We start from the raw sequence: 20,945 nt of genomic DNA on the forward strand, positions 1-20,945 counted from the left end.
GAACCCGCTCACCGGGCGGGACATTGCCGCGCATTAGCGTCACAATGTTTTGATCTCTGGGGAACTTACCTGGATCGGCAGGACTCAGGGATGAGAATGGTCGTTAAATGACTAAAGGCCAGCACTTACAACTCCTCAGGAATTTTCCCTATGTCCGTTGCCCCCTCCACCATCCTTGTAGTCGAAGACGACGCCATCGTGCGCATGCTGATCGTCGATGTACTCGAAGAGTTGGAGTTCAGCGTGCTTGAAGCGGCGGACGCTCAAGAGGCCTTGCAGCTGGTCGAAAACACTGACCAGGTGATCGACCTGATGATGACCGATGTCGGCCTGCCCGACATGGACGGTAAGGAGTTAGCGACCAAGGTTCGCGAGTTGCGCCCTGCCCTGCCTATTCTGTTCGCCAGCGGCTATGCCGAAAGTATTGACGTGCCGGCGGGCATGCAAGTGATCGGCAAACCGTTCTCCATCGACCAGCTGCGTGACAAGGTCAAGTCGATGTTGCCTGTCGGCTGAAGCCCCGCCACGGCACTACGCGCCTCATTTCGTTGCACCACCGCATATCTTCGGGCTATTTCAGCTGCTGGGGGGCTACTCTGTGCCTGCTCGCCTGCCCTTATCACTTCACGGCTAAGTCTTGCAGGGATTAACGTGACGTTCGGCCAATAAAACGGTTAACTCAGCGCCTTGATCCCACGCCTTTATAAAGAACTCAGGAAGGACGCAACAACATGATTGGAAAACCGACGCGCCTGCTGTTGGCGAGCCTCTCGATTCTGATGAGTACCGGTGCCTTGGCCGACTTCACGGCAACCCCGGCCGAAGCCCGGGCCATTGCCAAGGAAGCCTACCTGTATGGCTACCCGGTAGTGGCGATGTACAAGACGCTCTACACCCAGGCCGTGGATAAGGGCGGTGCCAACTTCAAGGCACCGTTCAACCACATCGGTAACACCGCCCAGGTCTTCACCCCCAAGGACACCGCGTTCGCCACCCCGAATTCGGACACGCCTTACTCCTTCATGTGGATGGACTTGCGCAAAGAGCCGTTGGTGCTGACCTTGCCCAAGATCGAAGACAACCGTTACTACTCGGTGCAGTTGATCGACCTCTATACGCAAAATATCGCCTACTTAGGTACGCGCAGTACCGGCAACAATGGCGGCCACTACATGATCGCGGGCCCTGACTGGAAAGGTCAGCAGCCGGTCGACATCGACCGTGTGGTGTACAGCGAAAGCAATATCGCCTATGCCCTGTACCGCACGCAGTTGTTTGACGAGAAGGACCTGAACAAGGTCAAGCAGATCCAGAACGGCTACAAAGTGCAGCCGCTGAGCGGCTATGTAAAACAGCCCGCTCCGGCCCCGGTGTCTAAAATCGTCTGGCCAAAGCCGATGGCCACCATGACCGAGGGGCCGCAGCTGTTCCGCTACCTGAACTTCATGCTCGCGTTTGCCGCACCACAGGACAGCGAAACAGACCTGCTGGCGCGCTTTGCCAAAATCGGTATCGCCCCTGGTGCGCCCTTTAAGGTCAAAGAGTTGACCGCTGAACAACGCAAAGCCCTGGAAGATGGGATTGCCGACGCTCGGGCTGAGTTTGCCGCGTTCAAGAAAGACAAGATCGACACGCACCAAGTGTCCAGCGGTGACCTGTTCGGTAGCCGTGACCGTCTGAAAAACAACTACCTCTACCGCTACGCCGGTGCCGACTTAGGCATTTTTGGTAACTCTGCCGATGAAGCCGTTTACTTGAGCTACCACGTCGACAGCGAAGGTAAACCGGCCAATGGTGCGCGCCACAGCTACACCGTGCATTTTGACAAAGACAATTTGCCGCCCGCCGAGGCGTTCTGGTCGCTGACCATGTACGACGCCAAGACCAAGCTGCTGGCGCCTAACCTGAAGAAACGCTACCAGATCAACTCAGGGATGCTGCCCAACCTTAAGCGCGACGCCGACGGCGGCCTGACCCTGGCGTTACAGCACCACGAGCCGCCGAAAGCCGAACAGAGCAACTGGCTGCCCGCCCCGCCCGGTCCGTTTTACGCCGTACTGCGCATCTACCTGCCCAAGCCTGACGTGGGCCAATGGAAGCTGCCACCGTTGACGCCGCTCAAGTAACACCGCGTGCCCGGCCGCAAACGCAGTCGGCCGGGCAGCGCCTTCCCTGACTACCACTGGTTTATCGAGCAATAAAACGAGTAAGGTGCGCGCGGTTCTTTATGGAGTTGTACCGCACATGACTTGCTGGGATGTCCTTGGCCTGCCGCCGGATGCCGATAGCCGCACGATCAAGCGCCAATACGCCACGTTGTTGAAGAAAACCCGGCCGGATGATGACGCCGAGGGCTTTCAACGCCTGCGCGAGGCTTACGAAGAGGCCTTGAATTGGCAGCAATGGGCGCAGCAGGAACAGGCTGCGTGCGCGGTGGCGGTAGAGGCATTGGTTGTGGAGGCAACGCCGGCGGCTATCACCGCCGTGAGCTTGCAGCAGCACTATGAGCAGGCGATGGCTGCCGGCGCCGGGCTGGAATTCGAAGTGGCGCTGCTCAAGCGCTGTGTCTCGCACGACGACGTCAGCGATGAAGACCGACACTGGGCGTTCGATACGTTTCAGTGGCTCAGCGCCTGGCAGCGCCTTGAACTGCCACAGGCGCTGATCGACGCGCTGGCAGACCGGTGCAAGGACGCCCTGCAATACCGCTTGGCGCTGGCCATGGCTCAGCGCAACGAAGTGGACTTTCTCAGCGCCTACGCAGCACGCGTTGATTACCCTTGGCTCAAGCAGCCCGCGCATACCCAATGGTTTAACCAGATGCTGGCGACGATGTTGGCCGAGAGCCATTTCTGGTCGCCTGCAGTATTTGAGGCAGTGCGCGCTGGCCAAAATTGGCATGGCGGTAACAACCACGCGTGCCCCGAGGACGAATGGCAGCACTTGTTACGGCGCCAGCAAGGCCCGGTATTCATGGCCCACCAGCGTGCGTTGGCGGCCGCCGCACCGGCCACCGCTCAGCAACGCGCTGCGCGATTGCTGCTGGCGCCGATGTCCCTGGGCCAGCGGCGTGCGTTCGCACAGCGGTTAAGCGAAGCAGACTGGGAAGCGTGTCGTAAGCTGGCCGCCGCCCTTAAGGCTGACCATCCCGACGTTGCGTTCGCCCTGCCGGGAGGCACGCCCTATTTCTGGCAGGATTGGGAAACCGCCGTTGACACCTGGCCACTGCTGGTGGCGATTGTGCTGGGTTGCCTGGCCGGTGCGCTCTGCAAGGCGCCCTGGCATGCGGGCGCGCTAGTGGACAGCGCGGGTGAAGCGTTGGCGTGGTCAATGGCCTACATGGCTGCGGGCGCGCTGGCCTGGCAGGTATGGCGCCCGTTGGCACATCGGCTGCGCGTGCTGGATGAAAGTCTCGGCGCAAAACTGCCGCGCAGGTTAAGCCCTACCCATCTGCCGCTGTTGCCCGTGCGCGACCTGATCCCTGGAGCGACCATGAGCATTGCCGTCAGCATTCAGTTCGGCCCTATCGCCGGCCTGACGCTGGTGGCGATATTGGCCGCCATTGGCGTGGGCAAACGCCGAGCGAGCATGAGCTACAAGGAATGGGCGGCGCTTTATCCACGCAAGGTAATCGGCGCAGTAGGCCTGGGTGCCATCGCCTTCGCGTTGGTCTTCGCTGGGTTGAAATACCTCGATAGCCGCCATCAAGTCAGTCGCAATCAAGGCCTGCAACAATGGACCGAGCGCGTGTGCAGCCGCATGCCGCAAACCGCCGAGCACTGCCAGGCCCCGCCTACACCCGCGCAATGGTACGGCCAGGAGGCCAAGCGATGAACCCAGGCCTATTAATACCCGTTGGCGTGGTCTTTATGCTGATGCTGTTCGGCCTTGCCGGCGCGGGCAAACAAACCCAGGTGCTCGCATTGTGGGTGGACAGGCTGGACAGCCCGCAAACCGCCTCTGCCAGCGCCCTGGCGCCGATCATCGATTGCATGAACCGCGTCGACCGGGACACGCGGCTGGCCTACCAACGCTTAGCTCATCCACCACAGGCCGATGCAGAACCTGAGTTACAAACGTCGTTGCCGGTCGGCCGCTACGCCAGGGCACGCGAGGAGTTTGGCGACAACAGCGAGCCGCAGGCGCGGCTGATCCAGAATGATGTGTGCGCGCCAACCATCACCACTAAGTTGGAACATCAGCAACCTGGCAGCCCCTTGATCGGGATGACCGCCGAGTACGTATCGCGCCTGCAAAAAATCACCTCGACGTTGGGCACTTCGTATCAACAACGGCTGTTTGGCGATGTCATGTTGCAACGCTTTCAGGACGAACTCAGCAGAAATGGAGAAACCTACACGGCAATCTCCACCCAGTTGCGCCACGACCTGGCGCAGGAAGATCAACGCCTGCGCCCTGCCCAACTGGCTTTGCTGGAGGCGCGCTTGGGTCGCGACCTGCACTGGCACCTGCTCAACTACATGATCGCGGCACGGCACGCGGTGGACCAGATAGACGAGGGTGTGCGCAACGCCAACCTCACACCCAAGGCCTTGGCGGCGTTAACGGCTGCAGTGCAGCGCGCCAACGAAAACAGCGCCGGGTTCGTGGATCAAATCCCGGACAAAAACCTCAACGATGAAACCCTGCACCTTTGGTACACCATCAGAGCGCCCGCCGATGCCTACCTCAAAGCATTGCAGAGCCTGCTGCAAGATTGGCTTGACCACGCCCCACCGCAGCAACTGAGTGACGATTACTACCTCGTCACCCGCCGCTACGACGCCCTGCTCAGCTATTACAACCGGCCTGCAAGGAACGCGTTTTAAGCCCTCAGCGCTTTTTCAGCTTCACAAACGACTGATGCAGGTCCGATGCCCAGCCATCGATAACGCCTTTGACGTCATCGGCCTTCATCACCTGCGAGTCGTTGGACAGCGACTTGCCGGTGCCTTTGCGCACCACCTGGGCGATCACCTTGCCATTGGCGCCATCGAGAAACTGCGCCTCGGTGCCCAGGGTTGTTTGCTGGTCACGAATACCTGCGCCGGTGCTCACAGCAGCCACCACCAAGGCCACAGGTATGTATTCGTAGGGTTTCAGGCTTTCAGTCTTGCTGCTGACAGCGGTGATGGCAGCGCGCACCACGATCACCCCCGGGCCTGGGGCGTTGGCCAGTGGCAGTGATTTAGCCAGTTCACGCTTGAGCGCCTGGTTGAAGTAGAGGTTGATACCGTTCAGGGTGCTGTCCGGGATTTTCGCGGTGGCATGCGGCTTGGGATAGAACTGGGTGGGTTCGACATACACCGCGTTGTAACGGCTCACGTCCAAATTCGGGTCGACCCAACGCATCACCTCGGCCCCCGAGGGTGACTTGGCTTCCTTGAGTTGGCTGTAATCGGAGAGAAAGCCGGAATACTCGTCCGGCTGGGTGACCTTACTGGCACACCCTGCCATTGCGATTGAAGCGATGCACAGCGCGCTGACCATTGGCCTTAGTTTCATCATTGCACTCCTCATTATTGAGCTCCCTGGAGGTGATCATCGAGACACGGAGCCTTATGTATAGCCAACGCAGTGATAAATTGCTCAGCCGCGTTCGCGCGGGATCAGGCTCTGCAGCTGCGACGCCAGAAAGTTCGCGTCGAAGGCAAAGGTGTCCGGGTCTTTGAGGCCGTTGGTTTTCTTCCACAACCAGTCGTTTTTGTCGGCCGCCAGCACCAGCGAGACACTCCCGTGCCGTGCGGCGGTCAGGCCCATGACCGACACGGAAATCGAGCCGCCCGCGCCCATTACGTCAGGCACGAACTCCACCGGCTTGCCGGTGATCTGCACGGTCAGCTTCTCGGTCTTGAAGGTTGATGTTTCTACCGGCAGGCTCGGGCCACTGGCCACGTAGGCTTCACGCTGGACCTCCAGCAAACCCACGGTTTTGACCGGCTCCAGCCACTGCTCAATCTGCCCGAACAGCTCGCCGAGCTTTTGCGCCCAGCGGGCCGACTGCACGTCGAATTGCTGCTTTTTATGCGCTTCGCTGTCGGCGTAATGACGAAGCATCTCGCCCAGTTGCTGTACATCGTCCATTGCGGCGTTCCTTGGATAAGCCAGGTTGCGAACACTGATCATGGCAGATGCGGCGGCGGGCTGTACGATTATGCGATGCCAGCGCAGTGCGTTGAAGATTCAGGCGAGAAGTTAAAAAGCGGATCAGAACCGCTGTAACCAGCGCTTTCACGCCTTAACAACTGATCCGTAGTAATCGGCTTTTTCTGAGTCTGTTTTGTTTTGCCCATGCTTCCTACAGTGCCCGCCACTTGGAACCGTGGGAGGACTGAGCATGAGTAACGCAACAACCGGACAGGCCTATAACTACAAAGTCGTGCGCCAATTCGTCATCGCAACCATCGCCTGGGGCGTGGTCGGCATGGCCATGGGCGTGTGGATCGCCTCACAACTGGTGTGGCCCGAGATGAACCTGGATCTGCCCTGGACCACCTTTGGCCGCCTGCGGCCATTGCACACCAGCCTGGTGATTTTCGGCTTTGCTGGCAGCGCGCAATTCGCTGCGAGCTACTACGCGGTGCAGCGCACCTGCCAGGTACGGCTGTTTTCCGACACGCTGGCGGCCTTTACCTTCTGGGGCTGGCAGTCGGTGATCGTGATCATGTTGATCAGCTTGCCGCTGGGTTACACCACCACCAAGGAATACGCCGAGATTGAATTCTCCGGCGCGGTGTGGATGACCGTGGTGTGGGTGGCCTACGCGGTGGTGTTTTTCACCACCGTGGTGCGGCGCAAGACCCGGCATATCTACGTGGGCAACTGGTTTTTCGGCGCATTTATTCTGGTGATCGCCATGTTGCATGTGGTCAATCACCTGTCGATCCCGGTGGGCTGGTTCAAGTCTTACCCGGTGTATTCCGGGGCCACCGATGCGATGGTGCAATGGTGGTACGGGCACAACGCCGTGGGCTTTTTCCTCACCACCGGCTTTTTGGGGATGATGTACTACTTTGTGCCCAAGCAAGTCGGACGCCCGGTTTACTCGTATCGCTTGTCGATCGTGCACTTCTGGGCATTGATCACCCTGTACATCTGGGCCGGCCCGCACCATTTGCACTACACCGCCCTGCCGGACTGGGCGCAGTCCCTGGGCATGGCGATGTCGCTGATCCTGCTGGCGCCGAGCTGGGGCGGCATGATCAACGGCATGATGACCTTGTCCGGCGCCTGGCATCAGTTGCGCACCGACCCGATCCTGCGCTTTCTGGTGTTATCGTTGGCGTTCTACGGCATGTCGACCTTCGAAGGCCCGATGATGGCGATCAAGACCGTCAACGCCCTCTCCCACTACACCGACTGGACCATCGGCCACGTCCACGCCGGGGCGCTGGGTTGGGTGGCGATGATTACCTTCGGCTCGCTGTACCACATGATTCCCAAAGTGTTCGGCCGCGAGCAGATGCACAGCGTGGGGCTGATCAACCTGCACTTCTGGCTGGCCACCATCGGTACGGTGCTCTATATCGCCTCGATGTGGGTCAACGGCATCACTCAGGGCCTGATGTGGCGGGCGGTGAACGACGACGGCACCCTCACCTATTCGTTTGTCGAAGCCTTGCAGGCCAGCCATCCGGGGTTTGTGGTGCGTTTTGCCGGCGGCGTGTTTTTCCTGACGGGCATGTTGCTGATGGCCTACAACACCTGGCGTACAGTGCGGATCGCCGACTTGCGCGTCGCGCAGCTTGACGCGCGGATCGCCTGAGATGTGGAGCCTGTTGATGCTGGTGTGCCTGTACGGCGCGGTGGAATATTGCCTGCGCGGGGAATCTGAAAAGAGCCTGGATGACGCCAGCTTGCTGCCGTTCGCTGATGACCCTGACGTGGCGCGGCGAGTCGAACAGGCCACCGGCAAGCCAATCAACGCGGTGGCCCCGGAGCAGCCCAAGCCGGGCTGGGTCAACCTGGACATGTGAAACTGCTCCGGTCATTTGGCCGGTAACTGCGTATGACTAAAGCGCGCTGGATGGGTAAGGTGAGGCGACATCCCCTGTCCGGAGCATCGCATGCGCACTATCGGCCTTATCGGCGGCATGAGCTGGGAGTCCAGCGCCGAGTATTACCGCATCATCAACCAGCGCGTGCGCGACCAGCTGGGCCCGCTACGCTCGGCGCAACTGCTGATGTACAGCGTGGACTTCGGCCCGGTGGAGCAAGCCCAGCATGTCGGCCGGTGGGATGACACCGCGCTGATCCTCGAAGATGCCGCGCGCCGCCTGCAGGCCGGTGGTGCCGAGTGTGTGGTGCTGTGTACCAACACGATGCACTTAGTGGCGCCGCGTATCGAGGCGGCGGTGTCGATTCCGTTCCTGCACATTGCCGATGCGGCAGGTAAAGCCGCTGTTGAGGCTGGCACGCTGACGGTTGGCCTGCTCGGCACCGCATTCACCATGGAACAGGACTTTCTCAAAGCGCGCCTGGCCGCCCAAGGTTTGACCGTGCTGGTGCCCGACGCGGACGAGCGCCAGGCCGTGCACCGGATCATCTATGAGGAGTTGTGTGTCGGGGTGATCAGTGATGCATCGCGCCAAGTTGATCAACGCGTGATCGACTCGCTGGCCGCGCGTGGCGCCCAGGCGATCATCCTCGGTTGTACGGAAATCGGTCTGCTGATCAAGCCGCAGCACAGCGACTTGCCGCTGCTGGACACCACCGAGCTGCATGCGCAGGCTGCGGTGGCGTTTGCTCTAGGGGGTTAAGCCGACTTGCGCAGGCGCGCCATGCTCAGGGTGTCGACGAACACGCCGTCACGCAGGGCGTAATCGCGCAGCCGCCCTTCGACTTCGAAGCCGAACTTGCGGTACAGGTTATGCGCGGCTTCGTTATCGGCGTACACCGTGAGCTCCACGCGGCGCAGGTTCATCCAGTTGTCGGCCACGTCCAGGGCAGCGGTCAACAGCTTGGAACCTACGCCTTTGCCCTGCCAGGCTGTCGCCACGCCCATGCCGAACGAACCGACATGGGCCTGGCGTACGCGCAGGTACTGTTCCAAACCGAGTTGGCCGATTACCTCACCGCCATGCACGGCCACCAGTTGTAGCCGCCGCTCGTTATCGCTGACCAGCTTGTTGCGCCAGGCCTCGACTGACTGGAAAGGCATTTGCAGCACCTGACGGCATACAGCCGGTTCGTTATAGAGCGCGGCCACGCCTTCGAGGTGGGCTTCAGTAAAGCGCTGGATCACGATATGGGGTTCAGGTGTGTGCATTGTGTTTCATCCTTTGAAAGACAAGAGGCAGGCCAGTGTAGGACGCCTCCCTGCACAATGGAAAGCGGCGTGCGCTCTAAGAGTTTGCCTGGCCAACACGTAGTATTTTCCTACAGGTCTGCTCAGCCGGCTTTGCGATACTTTGAATCTTCCAAGCGTGAACAGGATGTGTCGGCAAAATGGTGAAACAACAGGCAATCGTCGCCAGCATTGGTGCGGCCGTCTTACTGGTGGTGAGTGCTTGTGCAACAAGACCGCAACCCGAGCAGGCTATCAGATGGCTACCGGACTGCGAGGGGCGCCCCATCAGCGGGCTGGACCCTGAGGTGGTCTCCAGGACACAGTGCGGCATCGCGACAGTGCCGCTGGATCACTTGAAACCCAGGCTCGGCAACCTCAAGCTGGACATCACCCGCGTTGCAGCCCTAGAGCCGCAAAAGCGCGCAGGCGCATTGTTTACCAACCCTGGCGGCCCAGGGGCCGATGGCAGCGGGTTTGCGGTTGTCTTGGCTTCGCTCTGGAAAAGTTACGCGGATATGCCGGACGGTGAGGCCTATCAGCACCTGACGAATACGTATGACATCATCGGCATAACGCCACGTGGGTTGGGCAGTACGCCGGACGCGCAATTGGTGTGCCAATCCGATGAGATAGTTGTCGCGCAAAACGATATTGCCGAAGACCGCAGCGCAGCCAATATCGAGGCGATCCGGCATAACGCCGGGGTACTGGCTCGAGGTTGCGCCAGCCAGCGCATGGCGCCTTACATTAATACCGAGCAAACCGCGCGGGACATGGAGTTCGTGCGCATCGCGCTCAAAGAACCCACCCTCAACTATTTCGGCAACTCCTACGGCACGTGGCTGGGCGCCTGGTACGCGGGTCTGTTTCCCGAGCACGTCGGGCGAATGGTGCTGGACTCCAACACCGACTGGACCTCGACCTTCCAGAACGCGTCGTTGATCCAGGCGCCAGAGAAGGAGCGGATCTTCACGCGTTTTGTGGCGCAGCGCGCTGCTGAAAACCCGAAGGCTTACCAAATGGGCAACGATCCCAGGGCCATCGGCGAGATTTTTACCGGCTTGCTCCCCCAGGTGCGCGTCGCCCTGCGTTCTGACAGCGAGTTCTATAGCTCAATCGAATACCTGATGGCGGCGCGCGCGCTCAGCGACTGGTTGCGTCGATCGCCTGAATTGAAAGACGCGCAACTACACAAAAAAGCCAGCGCTTATCGGTTCAGCCCCGACCCCGACATTAACCAACAGGTACAACGTGCATTTACGCATCTGCTTAGCGTCACTCGAAACCCAGCGCCCTGGAATGACATCGCACCGGGCCCGCTGAAGCTCAGCCCTGCGGTGTCTGTACGCAGTACCGTGCTATGCAACGACTCGCCTGCGGCGAATGACGCATTCTGGACCGAGAAGGAAAACCAGTATGCCGCCCGCTACCCGGTCGGGGGCAGTTTCTTCCAGGCTAGGCATTGCGCGGGCTGGCGCGCCAAGCCGCTGGCCGGTGTGCCACTGGGCAAACTGGCACAGGCTGACAGCATCGTGATGGTCCAGGCCGAGTACGACGGCCAAACACCTACATCGGGCGCCTTCAACGCCTTTCGGAGCTTGCCCAATACCCGCCTGGTGTTGCTCAAGGGGGTCCATCAGCACGGTGTGTCCTTTGCTGATCTGAGCGCCTGCGTGAACCGTAATGTGGGTGAGTACCTGGCGTATGGTCGTAAACCCGACCGCATTGCGACCTGCTTCGCCTCAGACTGAGCCCACGCGAACCGCGTTCACCCTCGCGTCGCCGCACGCCACAACCGCGCGGCGTCTGCCGCACGCTCGCGCAGCAAGCGCGGTGCGTCATGGCAGGCCTGTTCCAGGCTCATCGGCCCGGACGGCAAGGCAAAAGCAGCGTCCACACCGTGTGCGTACATTTGTTCGTAGCCGTCGCCCAAGGTGCCGGCGATCACGATGACTGGCACGCCGTGCTGCCGGGCAATGCGGGCGACCCCAAACGGAGTTTTACCGCGCAGGGTCTGGGCGTCGAAGCGGCCCTCGCCGGTGATCACCAGGTCCGCGCCACGCACGGCTGCGTCCAGGCTAACCAGCTCGGCGACAACCTCCACGCCCGCACGGAACTGCGCGCTGAGAAAGGCCTTGGCGGCAAACCCCAAACCGCCCGCTGCACCGCTACCGGGTTCATTGCGCACGTCTTTGGGCAACACCTTGGCGCAATGATCAGCAAAGTGCCCAAGGGCCGCGTCCAGTTGCTCAACCTGCTGCTCACTGGCGCCTTTTTGCGGACCAAAAATGGCCGAAGCACCGTGCGGGCCACACAGCGGGTTATTCACGTCAGCGGCGATTTCAACGCGCACCTGGGCCAGGCGTGGGTCCAGTTGCTCAAAGCTGATGCGCGCCAAGCGTGCCAAGGCCAGGCCGCCCGGTGCCAGTGCTTGGTCCTGGGCATCTAACAATTGCACACCGAGTGCCTGCATTGCACCGGCACCGCCATCGTTGGTGGCACTGCCCCCAATCGCCAGAATGATGCGCTGCGCGCCGGCATCAAGGGCCGCGCGGATCAATTCGCCAGTGCCGTAAGTGCTGCTGGTGCAGGCATCGCGCTGCCCCGGCGGCACAAGCTGCAAGCCGCTGGCTTCGGCCATCTCAATGATTGCAGTGTGACTCTCAGCCAACCACCCCCAGCGCGCGTCAACGGCGTGACCCAAGGGGCCTCGCACCAGCTGGCGGCGCAACTGCCCGTTGCACGCAGCGAGTACCGAATCCACCGTGCCTTCACCGCCATCGGCCATCGGGCACTGGATCAAGTGTGCATCCGGCCAAACCTGCGCCAACCCCTCGGCAATGGCCTGGGCGACGCCTTCGGCACTGAGGCTGTCCTTGAACGAGTCGGGGGCGATGATGATTTTCATGGGCTTTCTCCGGTTTTTATAACGCCCATGCTGCCAGTTGGCTGCGGCAATGACGCCGGTCCGATGCACAAGTGTGGGTGAGGTTTGTTGTTCATTCCGACAAAGCCTGAGGAAACAGCTGTACGCCGAGGTAGAGGGCGAGCATGCCGTCGAGGGTCAGCGGGTCGACGCCGCTGAGCTCGGCGATGCGCTCCATGCGGTAGCGCAGGCTGTTGCGGTGAATGCCCAAGGCATCCGCACACGCTTGGCTTTGGCCGTCGTGCGCGCACCAACTGCGCAAGGTGGCGAGGAGTTGGCCGTTACTGTCCTTGGCCAACACCTTGCGCAAGGGGTTGAGCAGTTCATCCAGAGCATCGTCGTTGCGATGGCGCCACAGCATCACCGGCAGGCGGTAGCGGTTGAGCGTCAACAAACGCGATTGGGGCAAGATATCCCGACCATAGGCCAGTAAGTCGCCAACACGTCGATAGCAACGACGCAAACCTGCCAGGCCATCCGCTTGCCCGCCGACAGCCACACGCAGGATGTTCCAACCCAGGCCCTGGAGTTTTTCCAGCAGCCGTGGGTTGTCGACTTGCACCGCAGCCGGCCGACACCACAACAGCGAAAACTGCGCCGAGCTGACACACCAACTGTCTGGGTAACGGCTGGTAAGCCAGGCGCTGAGTGCCTCCGCCGATTGGCCCACGCCGAGTTCAAACAGGTACGGCGTACGTGCCATTTGCGGTTTGAGCCCCAGTTGCTGGGCCTCGTCGATGAGGCGCGGCGAGTCGCCACTTTCAGCCAGCAGCAACGCCAGCAAGTCATCACAACGCTGGCGTCGCCACTGCTGTTCGGCTTGCTGATGGCGATGGCTGACCAACATTTCGGCGGTCATGCGCACCAGTTCAGCGTAAGTGCGCAACAGCTCGGGTTCGCCGGTAATGCCCAGCACGCCGATCAAACGTTGATCGTGCATCAGCGGCAGGTTGATGCCCGGCTGCACGCCCTTGAGGTGCTTGGCGGTCTGGCCGTCGATTTCCACCACGCGCCCATTGGCCAGCACCAGTTGCGCGCCTTCATGGCGGGTGTTGATGCGCTCCGGCTCGCCGCTGCCGAGAATCAGCCCCTGACTGTCCATGACGTTGACGTTATAGGGCAGGATCGCCATGGTGCGATCGACAATATCCTGCGCCAAGTCATGATCCAACTCGAACATGGGGCTAAGTTCCTTGAAAGGGTGGGTTGTTCATCGGCACAGCGCAAAGCATGCTTGACTGTGCGCGAGCACAAAGACAGCACCCTGCCAGGTGGCCGAGACTCGTTGGGCGATCAACGTTACCTGCGCATCGCAAAAAATCATAATAAAGAGAGACTCCCATGTCACAGAGCGCCGCTGCCACACTGGCCACCGATGACGATAAAAACGCCATCTACAAGCGCATTACCCTGCGCCTGATCCCCTTCATTTTCATCTGCTACCTGTTCAACTACCTCGACCGGGTGAACGTTGGCTTTGCCAAGTTGCAGATGCTCGATGCGCTGAAATTCAGTGAAACCGTCTACGGCCTCGGTGCCGGGATTTTCTTTATCGGCTACGTGCTGTGCGGCGTGCCGAGCAACCTGGCGCTGACCAAGTTCGGCCCGCGGCGCTGGATTGCGCTGATGATGATCGTGTGGGGCACGCTCTCCACCTGCTTGCTGTTTGTGACCACACCGACGCACTTCTATGGCTTGCGCCTGTTGACCGGTGCCGCCGAAGCCGGCTTCTTCCCGGGTGTGGTGCTGTACCTCTCGCAGTGGTTCCCGACCTTCCGCCGTGGGCGGATCATGGCGTTGTTCATGTCGGCGATCCCGGTGTCCGGCTTGCTCGGCAGCCCGTTTTCCGGGTGGATTCTCAACCACTTCGCCGCCGGCCAAGGTGGCCTCGCGGGCTGGCAGTGGATGTTCCTGCTGCAAGGCATCCCGACCGTCATCCTCGGCGCCCTCGCCTACTTCCTGCTCAGCGACAGCTTTGCCAATGCCAAGTGGCTGACGCCCCATGAGCGTGCGGTGCTGGAGGCCGATCAAGCGACAGACCTGGCGAACAAGCCGAAAACCACCACGGACTCGCTCGGCGAAGTGTTCAAGAACCCGGCGATCTGGGCGTTCGGCCTGATCTACTTCTGCATCCAGAGCGGCGTGTACGCCATCAACTTCTGGCTGCCGTCGATCATCAAGAGCCTGGGTTTCAGCGATAACTTGGTGATTGGCTGGCTCAGTGCGATTCCGTATCTGCTGGCGGCCGTGTTCATGCTGCTGGTGGGCCGCTCTGCCGACTTACGCAAAGAACGGCGCTGGCATTTGGTGGTGCCCATGTTGATGGGCGCTATTGGCCTGGTGATCGCGGTGAATTTCGCCACCACCCCGGCGATTGCGATTCTCGGCCTGACCATCGCCACCATGGGCGCCCTCACCGGCTTGCCGATGTTCTGGCCGGTGCCAACCGCCATGCTCAGCGCGGGCGCGGCCGCAGGTGGTTTGGCGCTGATCAATTCCATGGGCCAGATGGCGGGCTTTCTCAGCCCGTATATCGTAGGGTTTGTGAAGGATGCCACCGGGTCCACGGATGTGGCGTTGTACCTGCTAGCGGCAGTGATTGTTGCCGGCAGTGTGTTGGCGTTGCGCATGACCCGGACCTTGAAGGTATAACGCAGCCAGGTGGGTTGGCTTGCCTGCGATAGTGGTACTGGGGTTGTCGCGGGTTTGATGGGGTACATATCCGTTGTTTGGGTTACGGCTGCTATTGGTTCCGCCCTTACGGCGGGTCACTTTTGGAAAAGAGCCCCAAAAGTAACCAAAAGGGCTCTTGCCCCACCACTCGGTGCCTCGCCTAGGCTCGGCATGCCCTCACTCCGGCTTGAATCCGTGGGCCGCCGCCATGGGCCATCCTTGGCCCATCGCGGCTAACCCGGCGTCCTGCCGGGTTACCCACGGATTCAAGCCTGCGTTCGGCCATCGTGGTTAACGGGGCGCCTCAGATCAAGATCAAGATCAAGATCAAAAGCACGGCGGCCTAGTAGCCGACCTGAGTGGTAGAAGCAAAACAGGGCAAAAGCACAGCAAAAGCACAGCAGTACACTCTCTGCCTGATGTACTGAGATCCCAATGTGGGAGCGGGCTTGCTCGCGAAGGCGGTGTGTCAGTTACACATCAGCTGGCTGACCCACCGCCTTCGCGAGCAAGCCCGCTCCCACAATTTTGACCGAGTTCGGTTGCTGGCACCGCAGTGCTCTGCTTTTCTGTGGGAGCTGGCTTGTCGGATCGCCGCACCGCTGCGATGCAGACACCTCGGTGTATCAGGCATAACCAATTGATGCTATCGCAGGCAAGCCAGCTCCCACATTAGATTGAGTTCTGCCATCAAGATCAGGTCGGCTGTCAGGCCGCCTCGGTTTAGCTTTTGATTTAACCACTCAGGTCGGCTACTAGGCCGCCGTGCTCTTGCTTTTGATCTTGATCTTGATCTGAGGCGCCCCGTTAAACCACGCTGGCCGAACGCAGGCTTTGGAGCGGGGGTAAACCGGCAGGACGCCGGTTTAGCCGCGATGGGCCAAGGATGGCCCATCGCGGCGGCCCCCGCACCAAAGCCGGAGTGAGGGCACACCGAGCCTAGGCGAGGTGCCGAGTGGTGGGGCAAGAGCCCTTTTGGTTACTTTTGGGGCTCTTTTCCAAAAGTGACCCGCTGTAAGAGCGGAACCCTAAGCAGCCGTTACCGCAGCAACGGATATGTACTCATATCTAACTAAAGAAACGCCCCGCAGGCAAACCAGCGCCCCCATCACCGTGCTTACACCAATCCCCCACCGTCGATATCAAGGCCGGCCGTCTGGTGGCGCGGTTGCCCGACTGGCAAGGCGAACCCACCCCTTTCAACCTGATGTGCCCTCATCGCCTGCAAGTGTCGGAACGGGTGAACGTGCTGCACCGCTTTCTCCAGCAACGCGGTGAGAACCTGCTGAGCGCATGAAGAAACGCGTGCAGGGCTTGTTCCAGAGCGCTCGAGTCTGGTATTGCATGACTCACGTTTCCCTGCCATGAGGAGCTTTGCATGATTTACCGCACATTGGGCCAGTCCGGGATGAAGGTCAGCGCACTGACCCTGGGTACCATGATGTTTGGCGAACAGACCCACACCGAAGACTCGCTGCGCATCATCGACAAGGCCTGGGACCAAGGCATCAACTTCATCGACACCGCCGACGTCTACACCGGCGGGCGCTCCGAGGAAATCGTTGGCGAGGCGATCGCCCGTCATCGCCAGGATTGGGTGGTGGCGTCCAAGGTCGGCATCGGCCCGGCGGACGGGGTGCCCAACCGCAACGGCTTGAGCCGCAAGCGTATTTTCAACGCGCTGGAAGCCAGCCTCACGCGTCTGGACACCGACTATCTGGACATCTACTACCTGCACCGTGAAGACCACGACACACCGCTGGAAGTGACGGTGTCGGCGATTGGCGACTTGATCCGCCAAGGCAAGATTCGCTACTGGGGCCTGTCCAATTACCGTGGCTGGCGCATTGCCGAAGTCATCCGTGTGGCCGAGCGGTTGGGCGTTGACCTGCCGATCATCAGCCAGCCGCTGTACAACATCGTCAACCGTCAGGCCGAGGTCGAGCAGATCACCGCCGCAGCCGCCTACGGCCTGGGTGTGGTGCCTTACAGCCCGTTGGCTCGTGGTGTACTCAGCGGCAAATACGCACCTGACGTCACCCCCCAAGCCGGCAGCCGTGCAGCGCGCCAGGACAAGCGCATCCTGGAAACCGAGTGGCGTGTGGAATCATTACGCATCGCCCAGCAGATTCAGCAGTACACCCAAGGGCGTGGGGTAGGCATTGTCGAATTTGCGATTGCCTGGGTGCTGAACAGCTCGGCAGTGAGTTCGGCCATTGTCGGGCCGCGCACTGAAGCGCAGTGGGATGCGTACACCGGCGCGCTGGAGGTGAAGATCAGCGCTGAAGATGAAGCATTTATTGATTCACTGGTGACGCCGGGGCATTCGTCTACGCCGGGGTTTAATGATGTGGGCCATTTTGTGTCGGGGCGTAGTTGCCGATAGTCAAATCGCCCACACCGATCGGTGTGGGCGTTCTTGCTCGTTACTTGCTTAAGTTCTGGCGTGTAACGCGTCGGCCGTCTCCCGAATTTCCTTGTCTGTCAGGGGCTCGCCTCTAATTGCCTTTCCAATCACCGCGGCAACCGCTCTGACAGCGCCATAATGCGGAACAACACTCTGCGCGGCATCGCCATACAGGCTGAGCAGCGCATCCATCTCCTTCTTTTCCATACCGAACGGCCTGCCAATATCATTGTGCTTATTTAAGAATAGAAGCAATGCCGTGACGGGGTTATCCAAGACGTTCTCTACAAAGCCTGCGTCTTCCTTGTTGACGCCAAAGGCTTCCAAAAAGTCTGAAGCCCAGAAGAAAGGATGTTCTAAAGCGTCGCCAATCGCGTTTAAGATTGCGTCAGTCGTCCACACCACGCCCGCTTTATTCAGGCGATCCAACATGTCCTTATCAACGACCGCATTGAACTGTGCAGGTGTCAGTGAACTCAGTGGCTTTTTACTCCCCCAGCCATGCTCCAGAAAGTAATAATTACCTTTGTCGCCCACGCCCAGCAGGTTGCCGTTGGCGGCGTACTGATAATTAACGTTCTCACCATCCGGTCGCACTCCGCTGTAAATGGCCCCCCCTTGAGGACTTACCGCTTTGCGATGTATGCCGGCGAGGCCATTGACGGGCACAAGCGATACCGGCTGCTGGCTCAACCTGTCCAAGTGCTCGAACACATTGCCAAAGAGGGTGCCCATCGCCCCTGCGCCCGTTGGGGGCTTGCTATTCTCCGGTGCGCTCGCCCACTCGTTCATTGTGCGCTTGACGCTGACGACAGGTTCAGAGCGTGGGCCGCTACCAAAATGGGACAGAAACAGCTTGAAGTCGTGAGGCCTGTTAGGAAGGTCCTTCAAAAACGCACTCATTTGCTGGGTGTTCTTAAACTCATGGAATGACGTGTAATTATATTCCGGCATGTTCCATACAATATTGGTTTTGCCCTCTACCGGAGGATTACGCATTAGCACAAACATATCATTGGACCGAACACCGCCTACGCCAAAACTGAAGACTTTAACCTTCGGGCCGTTTGACGCGCTTGGAGACAGCATCGCATCAATGAGTGCTTTACCTTCTGGCGAGAGGGCGTGACTTTGGGTGTCTCTGGCCAATGACTCAGAGAACCTTACATAAATGTCAGAGGTCTTCCACGCGGGCTGAGTCTCTCGAGATACCCTGGTGTTTTCGCTCAAGCCATTCAGGACACCCGGCGAATAACTGAATGCAAGCGTCGCCAGCGAGGTAACCTTTCCAGAACTGTTTTGCATAGAGCAACCTTTTTATCCACTGCATGAGTTATGCAACTTCCTGAACGGCCTCGCCAGAATCGCTGCTATTAATAACTTCCTTCCATTCGGTGAGGTTTTCACATGACCCACACAACCCTGCAAAACTTCCCGTGGAAGACAACACTTGGCCATACAAACCAAATGTCGTCAGCCTTATGTGATGTCGACGGGAAAATATGTTCCATTCAAACGGCTTAAAACGTGTAATAGACGTGACAAACAATGTCACGACCAATATATTCCTACGCGAAGTTTTTCCTTTTTTTGTATGAATCGTCTTTCGCGAGGACAGTGTGTCTAAAGGTGTTGTGGTATCAGTCTTAGCCTCGGTGTTATTTGCCGTGATGTATTACTTCACCTCGCTGCTCACGCCATTGAGCGGCCTGGAGATTTTCGGCTGGCGCATGCTGCTGACGGTGCCGTGCATGACGGTATTCATGATTGTCAGCGGCGAATGGCGACGGGTGCTGGAACTGGTGCGAGTGTTGGCGGCAAAGCCACGGTTGATCGGCGGTGTGTTGTTGTCATCGGCCTTGCTCGGCGTGCAGCTGTGGCTGTTTATGTGGGCACCGCTGAATGGGCGCAGCCTGGATGTCTCGGTGGGCTATTTCCTGCTGCCACTGACCATGGTGCTCACCGGGCGCCTGGTGTACGGCGAGCGTTTGTCGCGCCTGCAGCAGATCGCGGTGGTGTTTGCTGCGCTCGGCGTACTTAACGAGCTGTATCAGTCCGGTGGTTTTTCCTGGGCGACACTGGTGGTGATCATCGGTTACCCGATCTACTTCGTGGTGCGCAAATACCTGAGCACCGATCACTTGGGCGGCCTGTGGCTGGATATGGCGCTGATGCTGCCGGTGGCCTGGTGGTTTGTGCAGCACGGCGAACAAGGCTTTGCCGTGATGGATCTGCATCCGAAGTTGTATGTGTTGATTCCGATGCTGGGGCTCATCAGTGCCTCGGCGCTGGTGAGCTATATCCTTGCCAGCCGCTTGCTGCCCTTCAGCCTGTTCGGGCTGCTCAGCTATGTGGAACCGGTCCTGCTGCTCGCGGTGGCGTTGATATTGGGAGAAGGCATCAAGGGCGGCCAATGGCTGACCTACATCCCGATCTGGCTGGCGGTGACAGTGCTGGTGTTTGAGGGCTTCAAGCACTTGGTGCGCCAGCGCAAAGCTTGATTCGCAGGCAATAAAAAGCCCGGCCGGGGTTAACCTCGGCCGGGCTTTTTTACGCTTAGTCGGCGGTCAATACACCACGACGCACCTGGTCACGCTCGATCGATTCGAACAGTGCCTTAAAGTTGCCCTCACCAAAGCCATCATCGCCTTTGCGCTGAATGAATTCGAAGAACACCGGGCCCATCAGGGTTTCCGAGAAGATCTGTAGCAGCAGGCGCTTGTCGCCTTCAATCGACGAACCGTCGAGCAGAATGCCGCGTGCTTGCAGTTGGTCCACCGGTTCGCCGTGGTTCGGCAGGCGGCCTTCGAGCATTTCGTAGTAGGTTTCCGGCGGCGCGGTCATGAAGCGCATGCCGATCTTCTTCAGCGCGTCCCAGGTCTTGACCAGGTCTTCGGTGAGGAAAGCCACGTGCTGGATGCCCTCGCCGTTGAATTGCATCAAGAACTCTTCGATCTGGCCTGCGCCTTTCGACGACTCTTCGTTCAGCGGGATGCGGATCATGCCGTCCGGAGCGCTCATGGCCTTGGAGGTCAGGCCGGTGTATTCACCCTTGATATCGAAGTAGCGCGCTTCACGGAAGTTGAACAGCTTCTCGTAGAAGTTCGCCCAGTAGACCATGCGCCCGCGATACACGTTGTGGGTCAGGTGGTCGATGACTTTGAGGCCGGCGCCGACGGGGTTGCGGTCTACGCCTTCGAGGTAGACGAAGTCGATGTCATAGATCGAGCTGCCTTCACCGAAACGGTCGATCAAGTACAGCGGCGCACCGCCGATGCCTTTAATGGCCGGCAGGTTCAGCTCCATCGGGCCGGTTTCGATATGGATCGGCTGTGCGCCCAGTTCCAGGGCGCGGCTGTAGGCCTGCTGCGAGTCTTTGACGCGGAATGCCATGCCACAGACCGACGGGCCGTGTTCGGCCGCAAAGTACGACGCGAGGCTGTCGGGCTGGTTGTTGAGGATCAGGTTGATCTCGCCCTGGCGATACAGGTGCACGTTTTTGGAGCGGTGGGACGCAACTTTGGTGAAGCCCATGATCTCGAAGATCGGCTCCAGGGTGCCTGGGGTTGGCGATGCGAATTCGATAAATTCAAAGCCCATCAGGCCCATTGGGTTTTCGTATTGGTCTGCCATGGTGGCACCTCATCATT

18 protein-coding genes and 1 pseudogene are annotated in these 20,945 nt (G+C 59.6%); 12 read left to right on the forward strand and 7 right to left on the reverse strand.

Features of this window, described 5'->3' with window-relative positions; genetic code table 11:
* Window positions 1–150 precede the first annotated feature (150 nt).
* The 4 genes from K0P33_RS16345 to K0P33_RS16360 all read left to right on the forward strand — a co-directional run bounded on the left by K0P33_RS16345 (window position 151) and on the right by K0P33_RS16360 (window position 4,829).
* Window positions 151–516 (forward strand): response regulator, encoded by a 366-nt coding sequence (locus K0P33_RS16345; RefSeq protein WP_242149556.1) that lies wholly within the window; start codon window positions 151–153, stop codon window positions 514–516.
* A gap of 215 nt (window positions 517–731) precedes the next feature.
* Window positions 732–2,126 (forward strand): DUF1254 domain-containing protein, encoded by a 1,395-nt coding sequence (locus K0P33_RS16350; RefSeq protein WP_242149559.1) that lies wholly within the window; start codon window positions 732–734, stop codon window positions 2,124–2,126.
* Between the two features lie 118 nt (window positions 2,127–2,244).
* On the forward strand, window positions 2,245–3,834 hold the full coding sequence (locus tag K0P33_RS16355) for a J domain-containing protein (RefSeq protein WP_242149562.1): 1,590 nt from the start codon (window positions 2,245–2,247) through the stop codon (window positions 3,832–3,834).
* A complete protein-coding gene (locus K0P33_RS16360; protein WP_094951815.1) occupies window positions 3,831–4,829 on the forward strand; it encodes a DUF3829 domain-containing protein in 999 nt (332 codons plus the stop codon). Before K0P33_RS16355 ends, K0P33_RS16360 begins: the two co-directional genes overlap by 4 nt.
* Window positions 4,830–4,833: 4 nt before the next feature.
* On the opposite strand, the gene K0P33_RS16365 is transcribed toward K0P33_RS16360, so the two are convergent.
* Window positions 4,834–5,505, reverse strand: a complete 672-nt coding sequence (locus K0P33_RS16365) for a DUF3313 domain-containing protein (RefSeq protein WP_242149564.1) — start codon at window positions 5,503–5,505, stop codon at window positions 4,834–4,836.
* An 84-nt stretch (window positions 5,506–5,589) separates the two neighbouring features.
* Complete coding sequence (locus K0P33_RS16370; protein ID WP_094951814.1) at window positions 5,590–6,084, reverse strand: hypothetical protein; 495 nt, start codon at window positions 6,082–6,084, stop codon at window positions 5,590–5,592.
* A gap of 253 nt (window positions 6,085–6,337) precedes the next feature.
* Here K0P33_RS16370 and ccoN point away from each other — a divergent pair, with 253 nt between their 5' ends.
* The 3 genes from ccoN to K0P33_RS16385 all read left to right on the forward strand — a co-directional run bounded on the left by ccoN (window position 6,338) and on the right by K0P33_RS16385 (window position 8,759).
* Entirely contained in the window at window positions 6,338–7,765 is a 1,428-nt protein-coding gene (ccoN, locus tag K0P33_RS16375) for a cytochrome-c oxidase, cbb3-type subunit I (protein ID WP_242149567.1), read from the forward strand.
* A gap of 1 nt (window position 7,766) precedes the next feature.
* Window positions 7,767–7,976 carry a cbb3-type cytochrome c oxidase subunit 3 gene (locus K0P33_RS16380; RefSeq protein ID WP_094951812.1) on the forward strand — a complete coding sequence of 70 codons (210 nt, stop codon included), beginning with the start codon at window positions 7,767–7,769 and terminating at the stop codon, window positions 7,974–7,976.
* 90 nt (window positions 7,977–8,066) lie between these two features.
* Window positions 8,067–8,759 (forward strand): aspartate/glutamate racemase family protein, encoded by a 693-nt coding sequence (locus tag K0P33_RS16385; protein WP_242149569.1) that lies wholly within the window; start codon window positions 8,067–8,069, stop codon window positions 8,757–8,759.
* Here K0P33_RS16385 and K0P33_RS16390 read toward each other — a convergent pair.
* A complete protein-coding gene (locus K0P33_RS16390) occupies window positions 8,756–9,268 on the reverse strand; it encodes a GNAT family N-acetyltransferase (protein WP_094951810.1) in 513 nt (170 codons plus the stop codon). The genes K0P33_RS16385 and K0P33_RS16390 overlap by 4 nt on opposite strands.
* A 179-nt stretch (window positions 9,269–9,447) precedes the next feature.
* Here K0P33_RS16390 and K0P33_RS16395 point away from each other — a divergent pair, with 179 nt between their 5' ends.
* Complete coding sequence (locus K0P33_RS16395; RefSeq protein ID WP_242149572.1) at window positions 9,448–11,040, forward strand: alpha/beta fold hydrolase; 1,593 nt, start codon at window positions 9,448–9,450, stop codon at window positions 11,038–11,040.
* A gap of 17 nt (window positions 11,041–11,057) precedes the next feature.
* Here the strand turns inward: K0P33_RS16395 and K0P33_RS16400 are convergent, their stop codons facing one another.
* Together K0P33_RS16400 and K0P33_RS16405 are read right to left on the reverse strand one after the other, a co-directional pair.
* Complete coding sequence (locus K0P33_RS16400; RefSeq protein ID WP_242149575.1) at window positions 11,058–12,197, reverse strand: glycerate kinase; 1,140 nt, start codon at window positions 12,195–12,197, stop codon at window positions 11,058–11,060.
* Between the two features lie 91 nt (window positions 12,198–12,288).
* A complete protein-coding gene (locus K0P33_RS16405; protein ID WP_242149577.1) occupies window positions 12,289–13,395 on the reverse strand; it encodes a sugar diacid recognition domain-containing protein in 1,107 nt (368 codons plus the stop codon).
* A gap of 161 nt (window positions 13,396–13,556) precedes the next feature.
* Between K0P33_RS16405 and K0P33_RS16410 the strand changes: the two genes are divergently transcribed.
* The 3 genes and pseudogenes from K0P33_RS16410 to K0P33_RS16420 all read left to right on the forward strand — a co-directional run bounded on the left by K0P33_RS16410 (window position 13,557) and on the right by K0P33_RS16420 (window position 17,274).
* Window positions 13,557–14,867 (forward strand): MFS transporter, encoded by a 1,311-nt coding sequence (locus tag K0P33_RS16410; protein WP_242149579.1) that lies wholly within the window; start codon window positions 13,557–13,559, stop codon window positions 14,865–14,867.
* Window positions 14,868–16,026: 1,159 nt separating this feature from the next.
* Window positions 16,027–16,185: pseudogene (locus tag K0P33_RS16415) on the forward strand (LysR family transcriptional regulator); the annotation flags it as partial.
* 81 nt (window positions 16,186–16,266) lie between these two features.
* A complete protein-coding gene (locus K0P33_RS16420) occupies window positions 16,267–17,274 on the forward strand; it encodes an aldo/keto reductase (protein WP_094952192.1) in 1,008 nt (335 codons plus the stop codon).
* A 48-nt stretch (window positions 17,275–17,322) separates the two neighbouring features.
* Here the strand turns inward: K0P33_RS16420 and K0P33_RS16425 are convergent, their stop codons facing one another.
* Window positions 17,323–18,600 (reverse strand): DUF6543 domain-containing protein, encoded by a 1,278-nt coding sequence (locus tag K0P33_RS16425; protein ID WP_094952193.1) that lies wholly within the window; start codon window positions 18,598–18,600, stop codon window positions 17,323–17,325.
* 314 nt (window positions 18,601–18,914) lie between these two features.
* Here K0P33_RS16425 and rarD point away from each other — a divergent pair, with 314 nt between their 5' ends.
* Window positions 18,915–19,796, forward strand: coding sequence for an EamA family transporter RarD (rarD, locus tag K0P33_RS16430; RefSeq protein WP_094952194.1), 882 nt, complete (start codon window positions 18,915–18,917; stop codon window positions 19,794–19,796).
* A gap of 55 nt (window positions 19,797–19,851) precedes the next feature.
* Here rarD and hppD read toward each other — a convergent pair whose 3' ends face one another.
* On the reverse strand, window positions 19,852–20,928 hold the full coding sequence (gene hppD, locus K0P33_RS16435; RefSeq protein ID WP_094952196.1) for a 4-hydroxyphenylpyruvate dioxygenase: 1,077 nt from the start codon (window positions 20,926–20,928) through the stop codon (window positions 19,852–19,854).
* Window positions 20,929–20,945: the final 17 nt, after the last annotated feature.

The sequence above is a fragment of the Pseudomonas sp. ArH3a genome, assembly GCF_022648765.1.
In the GTDB taxonomy this organism is placed as follows: Bacteria; Pseudomonadota; Gammaproteobacteria; order Pseudomonadales; family Pseudomonadaceae; genus Aquipseudomonas.